Raw genomic sequence first — 14,102 nt, 5'->3', positions numbered from 1 at the left:
TGCCTAGGTTGAAAGCACCATGACCGACGACGAAGAACGTGCAGCGGGCATCTTCGGTTTCGAGATGACGATCGCGGAGTGGCTGGGCACCGCCGCCATGCTCGCCGCGCCGTATCTCGTGCTCGGCGTGCTGTGGGCCGTGACCCACACCGGCGCGTTCGAAGCGGCACACGGCCCCGAGCGCGTGCTGGTGTTCGCCCGGACCGTGGTGTTCTGGCCGATGCTGCTGCTGACGAACATGTGCCTGCCATGACGGGCGACCCATCCGCGCTGACGCTCGCGGACTGCCGCATCCAGATTCGGCGCCGCACCGCGCGCTGGGACGAGTACCCCGTGACCATCGCCGACGCCGCCGACTTCTGGGGCGCCGCGGCCAGCGCCGCCAACGTCATCATGCAGCTGTCGTGGCCGGGTGTCGGGTACGGCGTGGTCGAGAGCAAGGTGGACTCGGGAAACCTGCTCAAACATCCGTGGAAGCGCGCCCGCACCACGTTCCAGTACCTCGCGGTCGCCATCCTGGGCAATGACGAAGACCGGGCCGCCATGCGCAAGGCCGTCGACACCGCGCACCGGCAGGTGCAGTCCGGCCCCGACAGCCCGGTGCGCTACAACGCTTTCGACCGCGACCTGCAGATGTGGGTCGCCGCATGCCTGTTCGTCGGCATGGAGGACGTCTACCAACTGCTGCGCGGCGAGCTGACACCCGAACTGGCCGAACAGTTCTACCGGTCGGCGGCCCCGCTCGGCACCACGCTGCAGGTCACCGCCGACCAGTGGCCGGCCACCCGGGCCGATTTCGACGACTACTGGACCGCGGCCTGCGCCAAGGTCACCATGGACGACGCCGTCCGCAATTACCTGACGGACCTCGTGCGCCTCAAGATGATCAATCCGGTTCTGGCCCTGCCGTTTCGGCCGCTGCTGGCGTTCCTCACCGGAGGCTTCCTGGCACCGGTGTTCCGGGACGCGATGCGCATGTCGTGGGGCAGCGGCCGCCAGTATCTGTTCGAAACGCTGTTCCGGCTCGTCGCGTTCGTCAACCGGTTCCTGCCGCTGTTCGTCCGGCAGGCCGGCAGCTACGTGCTGCTGGCCTACGTCCGCAGGCAGATTCGCCGAGATGGGGAGTTGATCTGATGCGACGCTTGCTCAGCCGGCGGGTCAGCGTCGGCGCGATGGCCGAATTCCTGCTGTGGCTGGCGCTGCCGTACCTGCTGATCGGGATGGCCTGGACGTTTCTGCACCCGCATGCGGTGCAGCAGGTGCAGAAACAGTGGGACCGGGCATTTCCCGCGATCGCGCCGCTGGCCGCGCTCGTCGAGGTGACGGTGGCGTGGCCGCCCATGGTCGCGGGCGTCGAGATCTGCCCGGCCACCGGTTAGGGGCCGGTGTATCCGGGCGGGTTGGGGGTGTCCACCCACAGGTCGACGCCGAGCTCGGCGTTCGGGGTGCAGTTGTACACCGACAGGTCGGTGACGCCGGATTCCAGCAGCACGTCCTCGCACAGCAGGCTCTGCCCGGTGTATTCGCGGGCCGGCTTGTTGAAGATGGCGTAGGCGGCGTCGGAGTACACCTCGGGCTTGCGGGCCTTGGCCATCGCCTCGTCACCGCCGAGCAGGTTCTGCACCGCGGCAGTGGCGACCAGGGTGCGCGGCCACAACGTGTTCGAGGCGATGCCGGCCTCGCGCATCTCTTCGGCGATACCCAACGCGCACAACGTCATTCCGTACTTCGCCATCATGTACGCGGTCGGCTTCAGCCACTCCGACTCCATCCGGATGGGCGGCGACAGGGTCAGGATGTGCGGGTTCTCGCGGCCCTTCATGTGGGGGATACACGCCTGCGAGACGGCGTAGGTGCCGCGGATCTGGATACCGTTCATCAGGTCGAAGCGCTTCATCGGCACCTCTTCGATGGAGCCGAGGTTGATGGCCGAGGCGTTGTTGACGCAGACGTCGATGGCGCCGAACTGTGCGACCGCCTGGGCCACGGCGGCGGTGACCGAGTCGGGGTCGCGGACGTCGCCGACGATCGGCAGCGCCTGGCCACCGACCTCCTCGATCTCCTTGGCCGCGGTGTAGACGGTGCCGTCCAGCTTGGGATGGGGTTCGGCGGTCTTGGCGAGCAGCGCGACGTTCGCGCCGTCGGCCGCGAACTTCTTGGCGATGGCCAGACCGATGCCACGGCTGGCACCGGAGATGAACATGGTCTTCCCGGACAGTGTCATGCGCACACCCTATGCCGCCGGAGTTACCGCGGAGTACATATCTCGGCAGTCACCGCCGAGGTGGCGGCCACCAGGTCGGCGGGGGCCAGCACGAGGTCCAATCCGCGTTTGCCGGCGCTGCACAGCACCCGGTCCCAGTCGAGTGCCGACCGGTCCACGACCGTGGGCAGCGATTTGCGTTGCCCCAGCGGGGAGATGCCGCCGACGACATAGCCCGTGGCGCGTTGTGCGGCGGCCTGCTCGGCCATCTCGGCCTTGGGTACGCCGAGCGCCGCGGCGGCGGCCTTGAACGACAGCTTGTCGGGCACGGGCAGCACCGCGACGGCCAGGCCGCCGGGGATCGCCAGCACCAGCGTCTTGAAGATCTGCGCCGCGACGAACCCCTCTGCCGCCAGCTCGATGACGGCCTCGTCGCCGAACGACGTGGCCCGCGGGTCGTGCCGGAACTGCCGGATCTCGTAGCCGATTCCCGCGGCCTGCAGGGCCTTGATCGCCGGGGTTGCCGCGCTCGCCATGGCTGGCAAGCGTAGAGGCCGGGAACAACTGTGTGGTGCGGTGCTGTTACTCCCGTCAGCATGGTCAATTAATGGCTCGCGAACTTGTCGGTCGCAGCCTCTAGGATCGGACGGAAGGGGACACAGGTGCCAACGGCATGTCTGGAACGTCCGGTCGAGTTACCGGACCTGTTGCGTGGCGCCGCGACAGAAGGGACGGTCTCGATCACGATGACCGACATCGACGGGCTGGGTTCCGCGGTCGAGAGCGACGCGGAGCTGACGGCGCGGTTCGAGCGCGATGCGATTCCGCTGCTCGATCAGCTCTACGGCGGCGCGCTGCGCATGACGCGCAATCCTGCGGACGCCGAGGACCTGGTCCAGGAGACCATGGTGAAGGCCTATTCGGCCTTCCACTCGTTCCGTGAGGGCACGAACCTCAAGGCGTGGCTGTACCGGATCATGACCAACACGTACATCAACAGCTACCGCAAGAAGCAGCGGCAGCCGGCGGAATACCCGACTGACGAGATCACCGACTGGCAGCTGGCGTCCAACGCCGAGCACTCGTCGACCGGTCTGCGGTCAGCTGAGGTTGAAGCGCTGGAGGCGCTGCCGGACACTGAAATCAAGGCGGCGCTGCAAGCGTTGCCGGAAGAGTTCCGGATGGCGGTGTACTACGCCGACGTCGAGGGCTTCCCGTACAAGGAGATCGCCGAAATCATGGATACCCCGATCGGGACGGTGATGTCCCGCCTTCACCGTGGCCGCAAGCAGCTGCGTGAACTGTTGACGGGCGTCGCCCGCGACCGGGGCTTCCTCCGTGGAGAGAGCCTCGACACCCAGGAGGTGTCCTGATGGGCGAGGAGTTCACGCGCCCCGAGGGGCACGACTTCCAGCCGCCGATCGGCCCGGTCGACCCGGAGCATCCCGAATGCGCCGCGGTGATCGCCGAGGTATGGACGCTGCTCGACGGCGAATGCACCACGGAGACGCGCGACAAGCTGCGGGTCCACCTGGAGGAATGCCCCACCTGCCTGCGCCAGTACGGCATCGAGGAGCGGGTGAAGGCACTGATCGCCACCAAGTGCAGCGGCGAGAAGGCTCCTGAGGGCCTGCGGGCGCGCCTGAAGCTCGAAATCAGCCGCACCACCATCGTCCGCGGCTGACAACGAAAAACCGCCCGGTTCCGTGAGGAGCCGGGCGGTTTTTTGAAGGCGTGGGTCAGGCGTTGGGACGCCGGCCGTGGTTGGCCTTCGAGTGCTTACGGTCACGCTTCTTGCGGCCACGCTTGGCCATGATGGTCCTCCAAAGGTTCGGTTGCTCGCCCTACAGTGTCGCACGGCCACGCCACCCAATTGCAAACCGTGGTGCTGTGGTGCAATAGAGGCCGCAGGCACCGCCTGCGTACAGATACGTAGACGAGTGGGGTGAAGATGGCCGAGGACGTTCGCGCTGAAATCGTGGCCAGTGTGCTCGAGGTCGTGGTTCGCGAGGGCGACCAGATCGGCGAGGGTGACACGGTGGTGCTCCTCGAGTCGATGAAGATGGAGATTCCGGTGCTGGCCGAGGTCGCCGGCACGGTGACGTCCGTCAACGTGGCCGTCGGCGACGTGATCCAGGCCGGCGACCTGATCGCCGTCATCGGCTAGGCAACCCCCAGAACGGGATAACGAGACGTGTCCACACTCGGTGATCTGCTCGCCGAGCACACGGTCCTGCCCGGCAATGCGGTCGACCACCTGCATGCCGTGGTCGGTGAATGGCAGCTGCTTTCCGACCTGTCGTTCGCCGATTACCTCATGTGGGTCCGGCGCGACGACGGGGCACTGGTGTGCGTGGCCCAGATTCGGCCCAACACCGCGCTGACGGTGCTGTTCGCCGACGCGGTCGGGACCATCAACTCTGCCGCGGACATGCCCGCCGTCACGGCGGCCTTCGAGACCGGGCTCATCGGCCGGGGAGCCGAAAGCGCCGCCGTACAAGGTGATTCGCGCCTGAACCTGGAGGCCGTCCCGGTGCGGTACGGCAATGACGTGGTCGCGGTGCTCACGCACCAGACTGCGCTCGCCGACCGCCGCAAGGTGGCGCCGCTCGAGCGGGCTTATCTGGACTGCGCCCGCGATCTGCTGCGCATGCTGGCCGAGGGGACGTTCCCGAACGTCGGTGACGTGCCGATGTCGCGGTCCAGTCCACGCGTCGGTGACGGCCTGATCCGGTTGGACGTCGACGGCGTCGTGACGTTCGCCAGCCCCAACGCCATCTCGGCGTATCACCGCATGGGGTTGGCCACCGAGCTCGACGGCCAGAACCTGATCAGCGTCACCCGTCCGCTGATCTCCGACCCCTTCGACGCGCAGGAACTGGCGAACCACGTCCGGGATCTGCTGGCGGGCGGCTCCAGCATGCGCATGGAGATCGATGCCGGCGGCGCCGCGGTGCTGCTGCGCACCATCCCGCTGTCCGTGGGCGGGCAGGCCGTGGGTGCGGCGGTACTGGTCCGCGACGTCACGGAGATCAAGCGGCGGGACCGCGCGCTGTTGTCCAAGGACGCCACGATCCGTGAGATTCACCACCGGGTGAAGAACAACCTGCAGACGGTGGCGGCATTGCTGCGCCTGCAGTCCCGGCGCATGAACAACGCCGAGGCGCGCGAGGCGCTGCTGGATTCGGTGCGCCGGGTGTCATCGATCGCCCTGGTGCACGACGCCCTGTCGCTGTCGGTGGACGAGGAAGTGAACCTCGATGAGGTGATCGACCGCATCCTGCCGATGATGAACGACCTGGCCTCGCTGGGCGCCCCCATCCGGGTGCGGCGTGAGGGTGATCTGGGAGTCCTGGACGCCGACCGCGCGCACGCCTTGATCATGGTCATCACCGAGCTGGTGCAGAACGCCATCGAGCACGCTTTTGATCCGAGCACCGAGCAGGGCAGCGTGACCATCAAGTCGGACCGGTCGGCGCGCTGGCTCGATGTGGTGATCCACGACGACGGGCACGGGTTGCCCGAAGGCTTCACCCTCGAGAACTCGGACCGGCTGGGGCTGCAGATCGTGCAGACGCAGGTGTCGTCGGTGCTCGACGGCACACTGGCGATGAATGCGGCGCCGGGTGGTGGCACGGATGTGGTGCTGCGGGTCCCGATCGGTCGCCGCGGCCGAGCCGCGCAGTAGGCACAGGGGCCGGGCCGCGCAATAACCCAGCCGCGCAATATGTTTCGCGTCTGGTCACCCGCCGCGAGCGTGCACACAGATCACGAAAATCGCTGATTCGACGATCTGACGGCACATTCGCGAGCGGGGCCGGCCATCGGCCCTGCCCCACAAAAAATGACCCCGGCTCGTCGCCGGGGTCATTTTTCGAATGCCGTGGCTAGACGCTGGTGCGGGCCTTGGTGCGGGCGTTGCGACGCTTCAGCGCGCGACGCTCGTCTTCGCTCATGCCGCCCCAGACACCCGCGTCCTGGCCGGACTCGAGTGCCCAGCTCAGGCACTCGGTGGTCACCGGGCAGCGGTTGCACACGAGCTTCGCGTCAGCGATCTGAGCGATGGCCGGGCCGCTGTTTCCCACGGGGAAGAACAGTTCCGGATCCTCGTCGCGACAGACCGCCTTGTGGCGCCAATCCATGGTCAACACTCCTCACTGGGCGCGCAGCAAAGCGCGCAATGTTTTTTCACTTCGGCTGTTAACGGGTGCACACGAAATGTTTCTGCACTGTTGCATCTGATGTTTTCACAGGCTGGACAGATGTCAATAGCGGCGCGTTAACTCGTGGGCAATGTCACTGCGGACCCGCGTTGGCAGGCCCCTGAACCAGTTGTACTACACTGGGCCCACCTGCGCCCTAAATTTTGCAAAGTGTTACCAAGATCGCTGGTCACTGTGTTTTTGCTGGGGGCGCGACCACATTGAGAGCCGCCGGCACCGACGTGAACGTCATGCTTTCGCGCAGGCCAACGAAATCTCCGTCGATCTGACACGCGATAGGTGTGTCACTTGTCACGCGCAGCCACGGCAGGTCGTCATCGCGGATCAGGTGCGGGCCTTCAATCTGTGGCGTACGCGACAGCATCCGTCGTAGCAATCGCAGGTTGGCCCAGATGCCCATGCTCGTGGTCGCGAACACGCCCAGGCCCGTTTCGAACGTCGTCGTGGGGTTGGTCCAGACCGGCCGGCTGTTGGCGTAGGTCCACGGGCTGGCATTCGACACGAACGCGAAGTGCACACCGGTGACCGGCTCGCGGTTCGGCAGGTGCAGCGTCAACCGCGGGGGCTTGCGGGCGCTGCCGACGGCCTCGCGGATCGCCACCCGGATGTACCGCGACGCGGTCACCTTGCGGCCTTTGGCCCGCTGCGCCTCGACGGCCGCCACGACCTCACCGTCGACGCCCATACCGGCGGTGAACACCGACCAGCGGTCCCCGCAGTCCATCAGCCCGATGCGGCGCCAGGGCACGCCCCGGCGGTAATCGCTGAGCAGGTCGACGAGCTGGTTCGTCGCCTCCAGTGGATCGGGGCTGATGCCGAGGGCCCGGGCGAACACGTTCGCCGAGCCGCCGGGCACCACGCCGACGGCGGTGTTGGAGGCGCCCGGCACGCCGTTCGCGTGCCCGAGGATGCCGTTGACCACCTCGTTCACGGTGCCGTCGCCGCCGTGCACGATCACCACGTCGGTGCCGTCAGCGGCGGCCTGGTGCCCGATCTCGATGGCATGGCCACGGTGGTCGGTATGCGCGACGGTGAGGTCGACGCGGCTCTCCAGCGCGTGGGCAAGGAGGTCCCGGCCTGCCGGGGTCGTCGAGGTTGCGTTCGGATTCACGATCAGCACGGCACGCACGGGTGACGAGCCTATCCGCGCCGCGACCGTCGGCAACTCGGTCGCCGGCGGCTAGTCCACGAAGTCGCCGTCGACGTACAGCCAGCGGCCATCGCTGCCGCGGGCGAATCGGCTGCGCTCGTGCAGGATGTGCCGGCTGCCGTCGCGCACGTACTGCGCGCGGAACTGCACGACGCCGGTCGGGTCGTCCGTGCCGCCGGCCTCGGTGTCGACGATCTGCAGCCGGCGCCATGTGACGGCGTCATCGAGGTCGAGGTCTGCCGGTCGGGTGTCCGGATGCCAGGTCGCCAGCAGGTAGTCGACATCACCGAGGGCGAACGCGGTGAACCGCGAACGCATCAGCGCCACTGCGGTGGCAGCGGAACGCTCGCCGCGGTGCAGCGGGCCGCAGCAGGCGGCATACACGGCCCCGGTGTCGCAGCGACACGGTGGATTGTTGGTCGGCACCGGACAATTCTGCCTGTTCGCAGCCGGTACCGTGAGTGGGTGACCGATCGCCGCCTGCTCCTCGTCAACGGGCCCAACCTGAACCTGTTGGGCACTCGCCAGCCGGAAATCTACGGCTCGACCACGTTGGCGCAGATCGAGCAGGCCGTCACCGACCTCGCGGCGCAACTGGGCTTCTCCGTGCGCGCGGTGCAGAGCAACCACGAAGGTGAACTGGTCGACGCGATCCAGGCGGCGCGCACCGACTGCGTCGGCATCGTGATCAACCCCGCCGCGTACAGCCACACCTCGGTGGCCATCGCTGACGCTCTCACCGCAGCCGAATTGCCGGTCGCCGAAGTGCATTTGAGCAACATCCACAAGCGCGAGGCCTTCCGGCATCACTCCTACGTGTCGGCGGTGGCCGAGACGGTGATCGCCGGCGCCGGGCCCATCGGCTACGAGCTGGCGGTGCGGTACCTGGCAGATCGGTTGTCGCAGTGAGTGATCCGGCGATCCATCCGCCGGCCGTGCGCCGGGCCGGGTTCCTGGTGGCGGCCGAAGGTGCGCTCGGCCTGATCGGCGCCGTGGTGTACGTGGTGCGCGGGCTGGCCGGCGCAGACCAGCACATCGTCAGCGGTTACGGCAACGCGATCTGGCTGGTGTGCGTCGGCGGGGCGGTGCTCGCCGGCGGCTGGGCACTGATCACCGGGCGGCGCTGGGGCCGCGGTATCGGGGTGTTCGCCAACCTGCTGCTGCTCGGCGTCGCCTGGTACGTCTTCCAATCCGGCCAGCTGCAGTACGCCATCGTGGTTGCGCTCGTCGCCATCGTCACGCTGGGGTTGTTGTTCAGCCCGTCCACGGTGGAGTGGATCTCCAAGCGGGAGTGACGGTTTCAGTCGGCACTCAGCAGGCGCCGGGCGTGGGCCCGGCGGTCTTCGATGATCCGGCCGAATTCCTGTAGCAGCACCGGATTTCGCTGCACCACGGTCTCGATGTGGTCGCGTTCCACGTGCACCACGGTGACTTCGTCGAGGGCGTGGGCATTGCCGATGACCGGCTGCCGGGTCAATGTGCTCTGACCCAGATAGCTGCCGTTCTCGAGGATTCCGATCAGCGTCTCGGCTCCATCGTCACCGCCGGCAGTCAGCTGAACACGTCCGGAGAGGATGAACGTCATGCGGTCGGGCACCTCTCCGACGCGCTGGACCAGTTCGCCGATGCCGTAGCGTTCCAGATTCGCCGCACTCAGCAGTTCGCGTTGTTGGTCGGCACTGAGCCGCAGGGTCGGTGCGACGACTTCGGCGACGGCCTCGGCCAGCCGTTCGGTTGTGGAGAAGTCGTCCTCGGCTTCGTCCAGGTGCAGACCGGCCCGCCGTGATGCATACCAGACCCATTGCAGGAAAAGCTTTCTCGTCTCTCCGTCGTCGGCGGGGGAGTGCAGCGGGATGGTGGTCTGATATTCGAGCCCGCCTGCGGGCGTTGCCGACACGGTGCCGTCAGGACGCCGCATCGGCAGGTCCGCGGCCAGGCGAGTGAGCAACGCGCACACCTGGTTCGGCGGATCGTCGAGGGAGAAGATCGTTGTCACGGTGATCGAGTGCGCGTCGGCCGGCCGGCTCAGATTGGTGAACGACGCCCCCGCCAGCACCGAGTTCGGGGTGATCTGGGTTCCGGCGCCGGTTTCCAGATGCACGGCACGCCAATTGACTTCGACCACCCGGCCGCGTGCGGCGGCCGTGTCCAGCCAGTCGCCGATCTGAAACGGCTGCTCGAACAACATCAACAGGCCCGAGATGATCTGGCCCACCGAATTCTGCAGTGTCAGGCCGATGACGATCGAGGTGATACCCAGTGCGGTGAACAGGCCGCGGACGTTCGCTCCCCAGATGTAGGAGAAGATCACCGCCAGGCCGACCGCGATGAGGACGAACCGGGCGACGTCGACGAAGATCGTCGGGACGCGCTTGCGCCAGGTCCCCGCGGGCGCCCCCTGGAACAGGGTGGCGTTGACGCCGGACAGCAGCAGGATCAGCACGACGAACGCGAAAAGCGTTGCGACGGTGCGGACCGAGGTGGCTGCGGCCGGTACCTGCCGGGCCTCGGTCAAGAGCAGCAGCAGTGCGCCCAGGGGCAGCAGGTAGTTGCGCAGCACGGTCACCGGCCGCACCAGGAAGCTGTGCCTGCGGCGCAGCGCGTGCTGCCATTCGGTGAGCACGACGAGCCCGATCGGCAGCCCGATCGCGATGCCCACGGCCCAGTAGAACCAGGCCGAGGTGAACACGTCAGCGATCATTCCGGCACCACCAGTCGCCAGATCGGCTCGTCCTGCCCGTCGACGGACATGGTGCCGACCGACGTGAACGTCATGGTGGCCTGCAGCGCCTGATAAACCCGGTCGGTGACGTCGATTCCGGGTTGCGGTGAACCGCTCTTGACCTGGTAGGCGACGTTGACCGCGGCGCCCCACATGTCGTAGACCACGGAGTACTCGCCGCCGAGGCCACTGCTGACGGTGCCGGTGTCGATGCCGGCACGCAGGCCCAGGTGGTTACCCGTCTCGCTGTTGAACCGGTCGATGATGCGCTGGCATTCCAGGGCGAAGTCGACGGTCCGCCGGACGTTGTCGAGCCTCGGGGTGTTGAGGCCGCAGCTGCCCAGGTAGCCGTTCCGGATCGCGCGGACGCGTTCGATGCCGAGACTGTCTGCGGCCGCGTCGAATTGGCGTTCGAGCTCGGTGACGACGGCGAGCGACCCCTGCGACGTCAACTGGGCCTGCAGTCGATCCAGCCCGATGACCTCGGTGAAGATCACCGTGACGTTCTGGTGCTCCTCCGGGACGATCTCCTCGCCCTGCTGGTAGCGCTCGACGACCGGTTCGGGCATCAACAGCGTCAAGAGCTTGGCGTTCTCCTTGCGCTGCGCGACGAGCAGCTCCTCCTTGACCGTCAGGCTCCGGCTCATCTCGTTGAAAGCCTCTGTCAGCTCGCCGATCTCGTCGCGTGTCTCGACGGGCACGTTGATGTTGTAGTCGCCGGCGCTGATCCGTTGCGCGCCGGCCTCCAGCCGCCGGATGGGCCGAACGAAGAGCTGCGCCAGGAACATCGCGGCGATGCACACGACGAAGATGATGCCGACGGTCGTCAACACGATGGTCCTGGTGAATGCGGTCTCCCGCTGGAACGCCTCCGCGGTGTCGATCTTGCCGATGATGGTCCAGTGCAGCTCGGCGTCGGGAATCGTGATGGGGGCGTAGGCCAGTAGCACCTCGTGGCCCAGATAGTCGGTGGCCAGCCGGGTTCCGGACTCACCCCGCAGGGCCTGCTTGTTGGTGGTCGGTGGCACCGGTTGCACCAGGGTGGTGCCGCCCAACTGGATGGCGCGGTCGGCGACGTCGGCCGGGGTGCCGGCCGCGACGACGTCGTTCTTGTAGGTCTGCCGGTCCTGCAGGAACATCCGGGAATCCGAGCGCATCAGGTCGTCGGGGCCGACCAGGAAGACTTCGCCGGTATTGCCCAGGCCGGATTCCTTCCAGCGCTGGTCGAACGTCATGAGCCGGTTGATCTTGGTGACCGGGAACTGCAGGGCGAGCGCGCCCATCGCGCGCCCGGCGGTGACGATCGGCGTGATCATCCACGCGGTCGGCACGTTCTCCGCCGGCTGGTACACCTCGAAATCGGTGATGCCGACGTAGTCGACGGCGTTGGCGGACATCGCTTTCTCGTATGCGCCACGGAGTTTGGAGCCACTGTAGGGCCCGGTCAGGATGTTGGTGCCGAGGTCGACGTCCTTGTACGCGGTGTAGACCACGTTGCCGCGGTTGTCGAGCAGCAGCGCGTCCTGGAATTCGAACCGCGTGACGATCTGCCGGAAGAAGTCCTGATAGCGGGCGTTCGCCGCGGACCAGGTGCTGCCGTCGTGCGCGTCGTCGACCTTGACCGCGGTGTCGTCGTCCTTGCGCACGGCGGTGTAGTTCGCCTGCAGATACCGCTGGGCGTTGTCCCGCGGCAGCAGTTGATCGACGTTGAGCTTGGCGCCGCTGGACTGCTGCACCTCCTTGAGGAAGGTGTTGGTGTAGTAGTCGGTGATCGCCTGTGACTGTGCCGGGCTGACGGGCTTGTCCGCGAGCGCGTCGAATCCTGCGGTGAACTCCGCCAGCGCGCCCTGGGTGTGGGCGCCGCGCGCGTAGATGATCATCGAGTTCTTCAGGTCGGACAGCTGGTCCTTGAGCTCACGGGACTGCGATTGCCGAAGTTCGGTGAGCCGGTTCAGGACCGAGTCCCGCAGCGAGGCGCGGCCGGCCCGGAACCCGATGACGCCGACGACGGTCGCCGCGATGATGGTGCACAGCACCAGCATCACCACGAGCTTCGACTGGATGCTCACCCTGGACAGCAGTTGGCGACGCTGAAATCGCATTGCCGTCCCTTCGCCGGCCCGGCCTCATCGGTCGGGCCGCGGATCAACACCGATGGTGGCAGCCGAGGCCCACGTGCAGAAGGGAATTGGGGAAGAAATTTGCGCCGGACGTCAGCGGACGCCGGATCAGCCCTGGGCCAGAGCCGTCAACTCGGGCCCGGATACCCGGTACGTCGTCCACTCGGACTGCGGTTTGCCGCCGACCTCGTCGTACAGGGCGATGGCATTCACGTTCCAGTTCAGCACCGCCCATTGCAGCCGCGTGTAGCCGCGCTCGACGCATTCCTGCGCCAGCGTCGACAGGAGCTTGCGGGCCAGGCCGCGGCGCCGGAAGTCGGGGCGCACGAACAGGTCTTCGAGGTAGATGCCGGAGACGCCGTCCCACGTCGAGAAGTTCAGGAACCACAGCGCGAACGCGGCCGGCCGGCCGTCGACCTCGACGAAATGACCCGAAACGGCGGCCTGGCCCGATTCGGCGCCGCCGAACAGCGCCGTCCGGATCTGCGCCTCGGTCACGGTGCACTGGTCGGCGGCCTTCTCGAACTCGGCCAATTCGTGGATCATCGCGGTGATCTCGACTTCGTCGCCGGGCCGTACCGGGCGGATGATCGTCGTCATTTGTGGTGTCCCATCATTGCGCTACCCCCAGTGCGGTCAGCATCGTCCTGAATTTCGTTGTGGTCTCGGTGACTTCGTCATCGGGATCGGATTCGGCGACGATACCGCCGCCGGCGCGGGCGTCGATGGACAACCGGTCGGCGGACAGCTGCCCGCACCGGATCGACACCACCCACCGGCCGTCGCCGGCACTGTCGCACCAGCCGACCGCACCGGCATAGAACCCGCGGTCGCCTTCGAGTTCGTTGATCAGCCGTGCCGCCGCCGCGGTGGGCACCCCGCCGACAGCTGGCGTCGGATGCAGTGCGATGGCCAAATCCAGTGCGGTGGTGGAGGTTTCGCGCAGCCGCCCGACGATCGGCGTGCTCAGGTGCCAGACGGCCGCGGTGGCGCTCACCTGCGGCTCGGCGGCGATGTCGAGCTCGCTGCACAGCGGTTCGAGCGCCGCACGCATGATGTCGACGACCAGCTGGTGCTCGTGCCGGTTCTTGGCCGAGGCCGCCAGCGCGGCGCCGTTGGCGGCGTCCGTCTCGGGGTCGGCGGACCGCGGCGCCGAGCCCGCGAACGGTTTGCACGTCACCACATCGCCGCGGCGGGCCACCAGCAGTTCGGGGCTCGCGCCGAGCAGCGCGGTGCCGGAGTACGGCGCGCCGGCCGCGCTGAGATCGGTGAAAAACGCTGTGGCGCTGCGGTCGTCGGCCAGACGGCTGAGCACCACGTACGGGTCCAGGGCGTCGTCGGCGACGAGCTCCAGCGCGCGCGCCAGCACCACCTTGTGCAGGCCTGCCGCCGGGTCGCGCAGGGCCCGTACCGCGGCGGCCACCCGGGCCCGGTGTTCGTCGGGCGACGGCAGGCTGGCCGCGATGCGGACCGCCGGCAGCCGGTCAGCTCTGAACGGCAGCGCGTCGGCGTACGTGACGGCGGCCGGCGCCATCAACGCGGCGGGGGAGTCGAGGTCAAAAGGCAAGGCGCCCACCAGGATCGGCACGTCGTCGGCGGCCAGTGCGCGCCGCGCGTCGTCCAGATTCGGGTACGCCTGCGCCGGCCCGTCCGCCAGCATGACCCCATCGGGACCTGCCAGCAC

Annotated in this window: 18 protein-coding genes; 9 read left to right on the top strand and 9 right to left on the bottom strand. The window is 67.4% G+C overall.

Annotated elements, in window-relative coordinates:
- Positions 1 to 19: 19 nt before the first annotated feature.
- Genes VXD91_RS22285 through VXD91_RS22275 form a run of 3 tightly spaced genes read left to right on the top strand, consistent with a single transcriptional unit; the run spans position 20 to position 1,379 of the window.
- Positions 20 to 253 carry a hypothetical protein gene (locus VXD91_RS22285; protein WP_318984112.1) on the top strand — a complete coding sequence of 78 codons (234 nt, stop codon included), beginning with the start codon at positions 20 to 22 and terminating at the stop codon, positions 251 to 253.
- Positions 250 to 1,134 (top strand): oxygenase MpaB family protein, encoded by an 885-nt coding sequence (locus VXD91_RS22280; RefSeq protein WP_346416443.1) that lies wholly within the window; start codon positions 250 to 252, stop codon positions 1,132 to 1,134. Before VXD91_RS22285 ends, VXD91_RS22280 begins: the two co-directional genes overlap by 4 nt.
- The gene (locus VXD91_RS22275; protein ID WP_346416442.1) at positions 1,134 to 1,379 is read left to right on the top strand and encodes a hypothetical protein; all 246 of its coding nucleotides are present in this window, start codon (positions 1,134 to 1,136) and stop codon (positions 1,377 to 1,379) included. The genes VXD91_RS22280 and VXD91_RS22275 overlap by 1 nt, the downstream gene beginning before the upstream one ends.
- Here the strand turns inward: VXD91_RS22275 and VXD91_RS22270 are convergent.
- On the bottom strand, positions 1,376 to 2,224 hold the full coding sequence (locus VXD91_RS22270; protein ID WP_212806575.1) for an NAD(P)-dependent oxidoreductase: 849 nt from the start codon (positions 2,222 to 2,224) through the stop codon (positions 1,376 to 1,378). The genes VXD91_RS22275 and VXD91_RS22270 overlap by 4 nt on opposite strands.
- A gap of 23 nt (positions 2,225 to 2,247) precedes the next feature.
- Positions 2,248 to 2,739: an aminoacyl-tRNA deacylase gene (locus tag VXD91_RS22265; RefSeq protein WP_212806574.1), complete on the bottom strand. Its 492-nt coding sequence runs from the start codon at positions 2,737 to 2,739 to the stop codon at positions 2,248 to 2,250.
- Between the two features lie 210 nt (positions 2,740 to 2,949).
- Between VXD91_RS22265 and VXD91_RS22260 the strand changes: the two genes are divergently transcribed.
- The 4 genes from VXD91_RS22260 (at position 2,950) to VXD91_RS22245 (ending at position 5,891) form a co-directional block, all read left to right on the top strand.
- Positions 2,950 to 3,576: a sigma-70 family RNA polymerase sigma factor gene (locus tag VXD91_RS22260; RefSeq protein WP_168176135.1), complete on the top strand. Its 627-nt coding sequence runs from the start codon at positions 2,950 to 2,952 to the stop codon at positions 3,574 to 3,576.
- Positions 3,576 to 3,887 carry a mycothiol system anti-sigma-R factor gene (gene rsrA / locus VXD91_RS22255; RefSeq protein ID WP_212806573.1) on the top strand — a complete coding sequence of 104 codons (312 nt, stop codon included), beginning with the start codon at positions 3,576 to 3,578 and terminating at the stop codon, positions 3,885 to 3,887. The genes VXD91_RS22260 and rsrA overlap by 1 nt, the downstream gene beginning before the upstream one ends.
- Before the next feature lie 267 nt (positions 3,888 to 4,154).
- The gene (locus tag VXD91_RS22250; protein ID WP_036421130.1) at positions 4,155 to 4,370 is read left to right on the top strand and encodes a biotin/lipoyl-binding carrier protein; all 216 of its coding nucleotides are present in this window, start codon (positions 4,155 to 4,157) and stop codon (positions 4,368 to 4,370) included.
- 27 nt (positions 4,371 to 4,397) lie between these two features.
- Positions 4,398 to 5,891, top strand: coding sequence for a histidine kinase N-terminal domain-containing protein (locus VXD91_RS22245; RefSeq protein WP_346416440.1), 1,494 nt, complete (start codon positions 4,398 to 4,400; stop codon positions 5,889 to 5,891).
- Between the two features lie 199 nt (positions 5,892 to 6,090).
- Here VXD91_RS22245 and whiB1 read toward each other — a convergent pair whose 3' ends face one another.
- The 3 genes from whiB1 to VXD91_RS22230 all read right to left on the bottom strand — a co-directional run bounded on the left by whiB1 (position 6,091) and on the right by VXD91_RS22230 (position 8,002).
- Entirely contained in the window at positions 6,091 to 6,345 is a 255-nt protein-coding gene (gene whiB1 / locus VXD91_RS22240) for a transcriptional regulator WhiB1 (protein ID WP_020102963.1), read from the bottom strand.
- 250 nt (positions 6,346 to 6,595) lie between these two features.
- Positions 6,596 to 7,555, bottom strand: a complete 960-nt coding sequence (locus VXD91_RS22235; protein WP_226519139.1) for a diacylglycerol kinase family protein — start codon at positions 7,553 to 7,555, stop codon at positions 6,596 to 6,598.
- Between the two features lie 51 nt (positions 7,556 to 7,606).
- Positions 7,607 to 8,002 (bottom strand): YchJ family metal-binding protein, encoded by a 396-nt coding sequence (locus VXD91_RS22230; protein WP_212806570.1) that lies wholly within the window; start codon positions 8,000 to 8,002, stop codon positions 7,607 to 7,609.
- Between the two features lie 39 nt (positions 8,003 to 8,041).
- Between VXD91_RS22230 and aroQ the strand changes: the two genes are divergently transcribed.
- Both aroQ and VXD91_RS22220 read left to right on the top strand, forming a co-directional pair.
- Positions 8,042 to 8,485 (top strand): type II 3-dehydroquinate dehydratase, encoded by a 444-nt coding sequence (aroQ, locus tag VXD91_RS22225; protein WP_020102966.1) that lies wholly within the window; start codon positions 8,042 to 8,044, stop codon positions 8,483 to 8,485.
- Positions 8,482 to 8,871, top strand: coding sequence for a hypothetical protein (locus VXD91_RS22220; protein WP_212806569.1), 390 nt, complete (start codon positions 8,482 to 8,484; stop codon positions 8,869 to 8,871). The genes aroQ and VXD91_RS22220 overlap by 4 nt, the downstream gene beginning before the upstream one ends.
- A 5-nt stretch (positions 8,872 to 8,876) precedes the next feature.
- On the opposite strand, the gene VXD91_RS22215 is transcribed toward VXD91_RS22220, so the two are convergent.
- From VXD91_RS22215 to VXD91_RS22200, 4 genes are all read right to left on the bottom strand, one after another.
- Complete coding sequence (locus VXD91_RS22215; RefSeq protein WP_226519137.1) at positions 8,877 to 10,277, bottom strand: mechanosensitive ion channel family protein; 1,401 nt, start codon at positions 10,275 to 10,277, stop codon at positions 8,877 to 8,879.
- On the bottom strand, positions 10,274 to 12,400 hold the full coding sequence (locus VXD91_RS22210; protein WP_346416439.1) for an adenylate/guanylate cyclase domain-containing protein: 2,127 nt from the start codon (positions 12,398 to 12,400) through the stop codon (positions 10,274 to 10,276). Before VXD91_RS22210 ends, VXD91_RS22215 begins: the two co-directional genes overlap by 4 nt.
- 126 nt (positions 12,401 to 12,526) lie before the next feature.
- A complete protein-coding gene (locus VXD91_RS22205) occupies positions 12,527 to 13,018 on the bottom strand; it encodes a GNAT family N-acetyltransferase (protein ID WP_318984117.1) in 492 nt (163 codons plus the stop codon).
- Between the two features lie 13 nt (positions 13,019 to 13,031).
- Positions 13,032 to 14,078 (bottom strand): isochorismate synthase, encoded by a 1,047-nt coding sequence (locus tag VXD91_RS22200; RefSeq protein ID WP_346416466.1) that lies wholly within the window; start codon positions 14,076 to 14,078, stop codon positions 13,032 to 13,034.
- Between the last annotated feature and the right edge of the window lie 24 nt (positions 14,079 to 14,102).

The organism is Mycobacterium sp. SM3041 (genome assembly GCF_039668335.1).
Classification (GTDB): Bacteria; Actinomycetota; Actinomycetes; order Mycobacteriales; family Mycobacteriaceae; genus Mycobacterium.
Note: the sequence above shows the minus strand (reverse complement) of the source record. Positions and strands in the feature narration are given on the sequence as shown.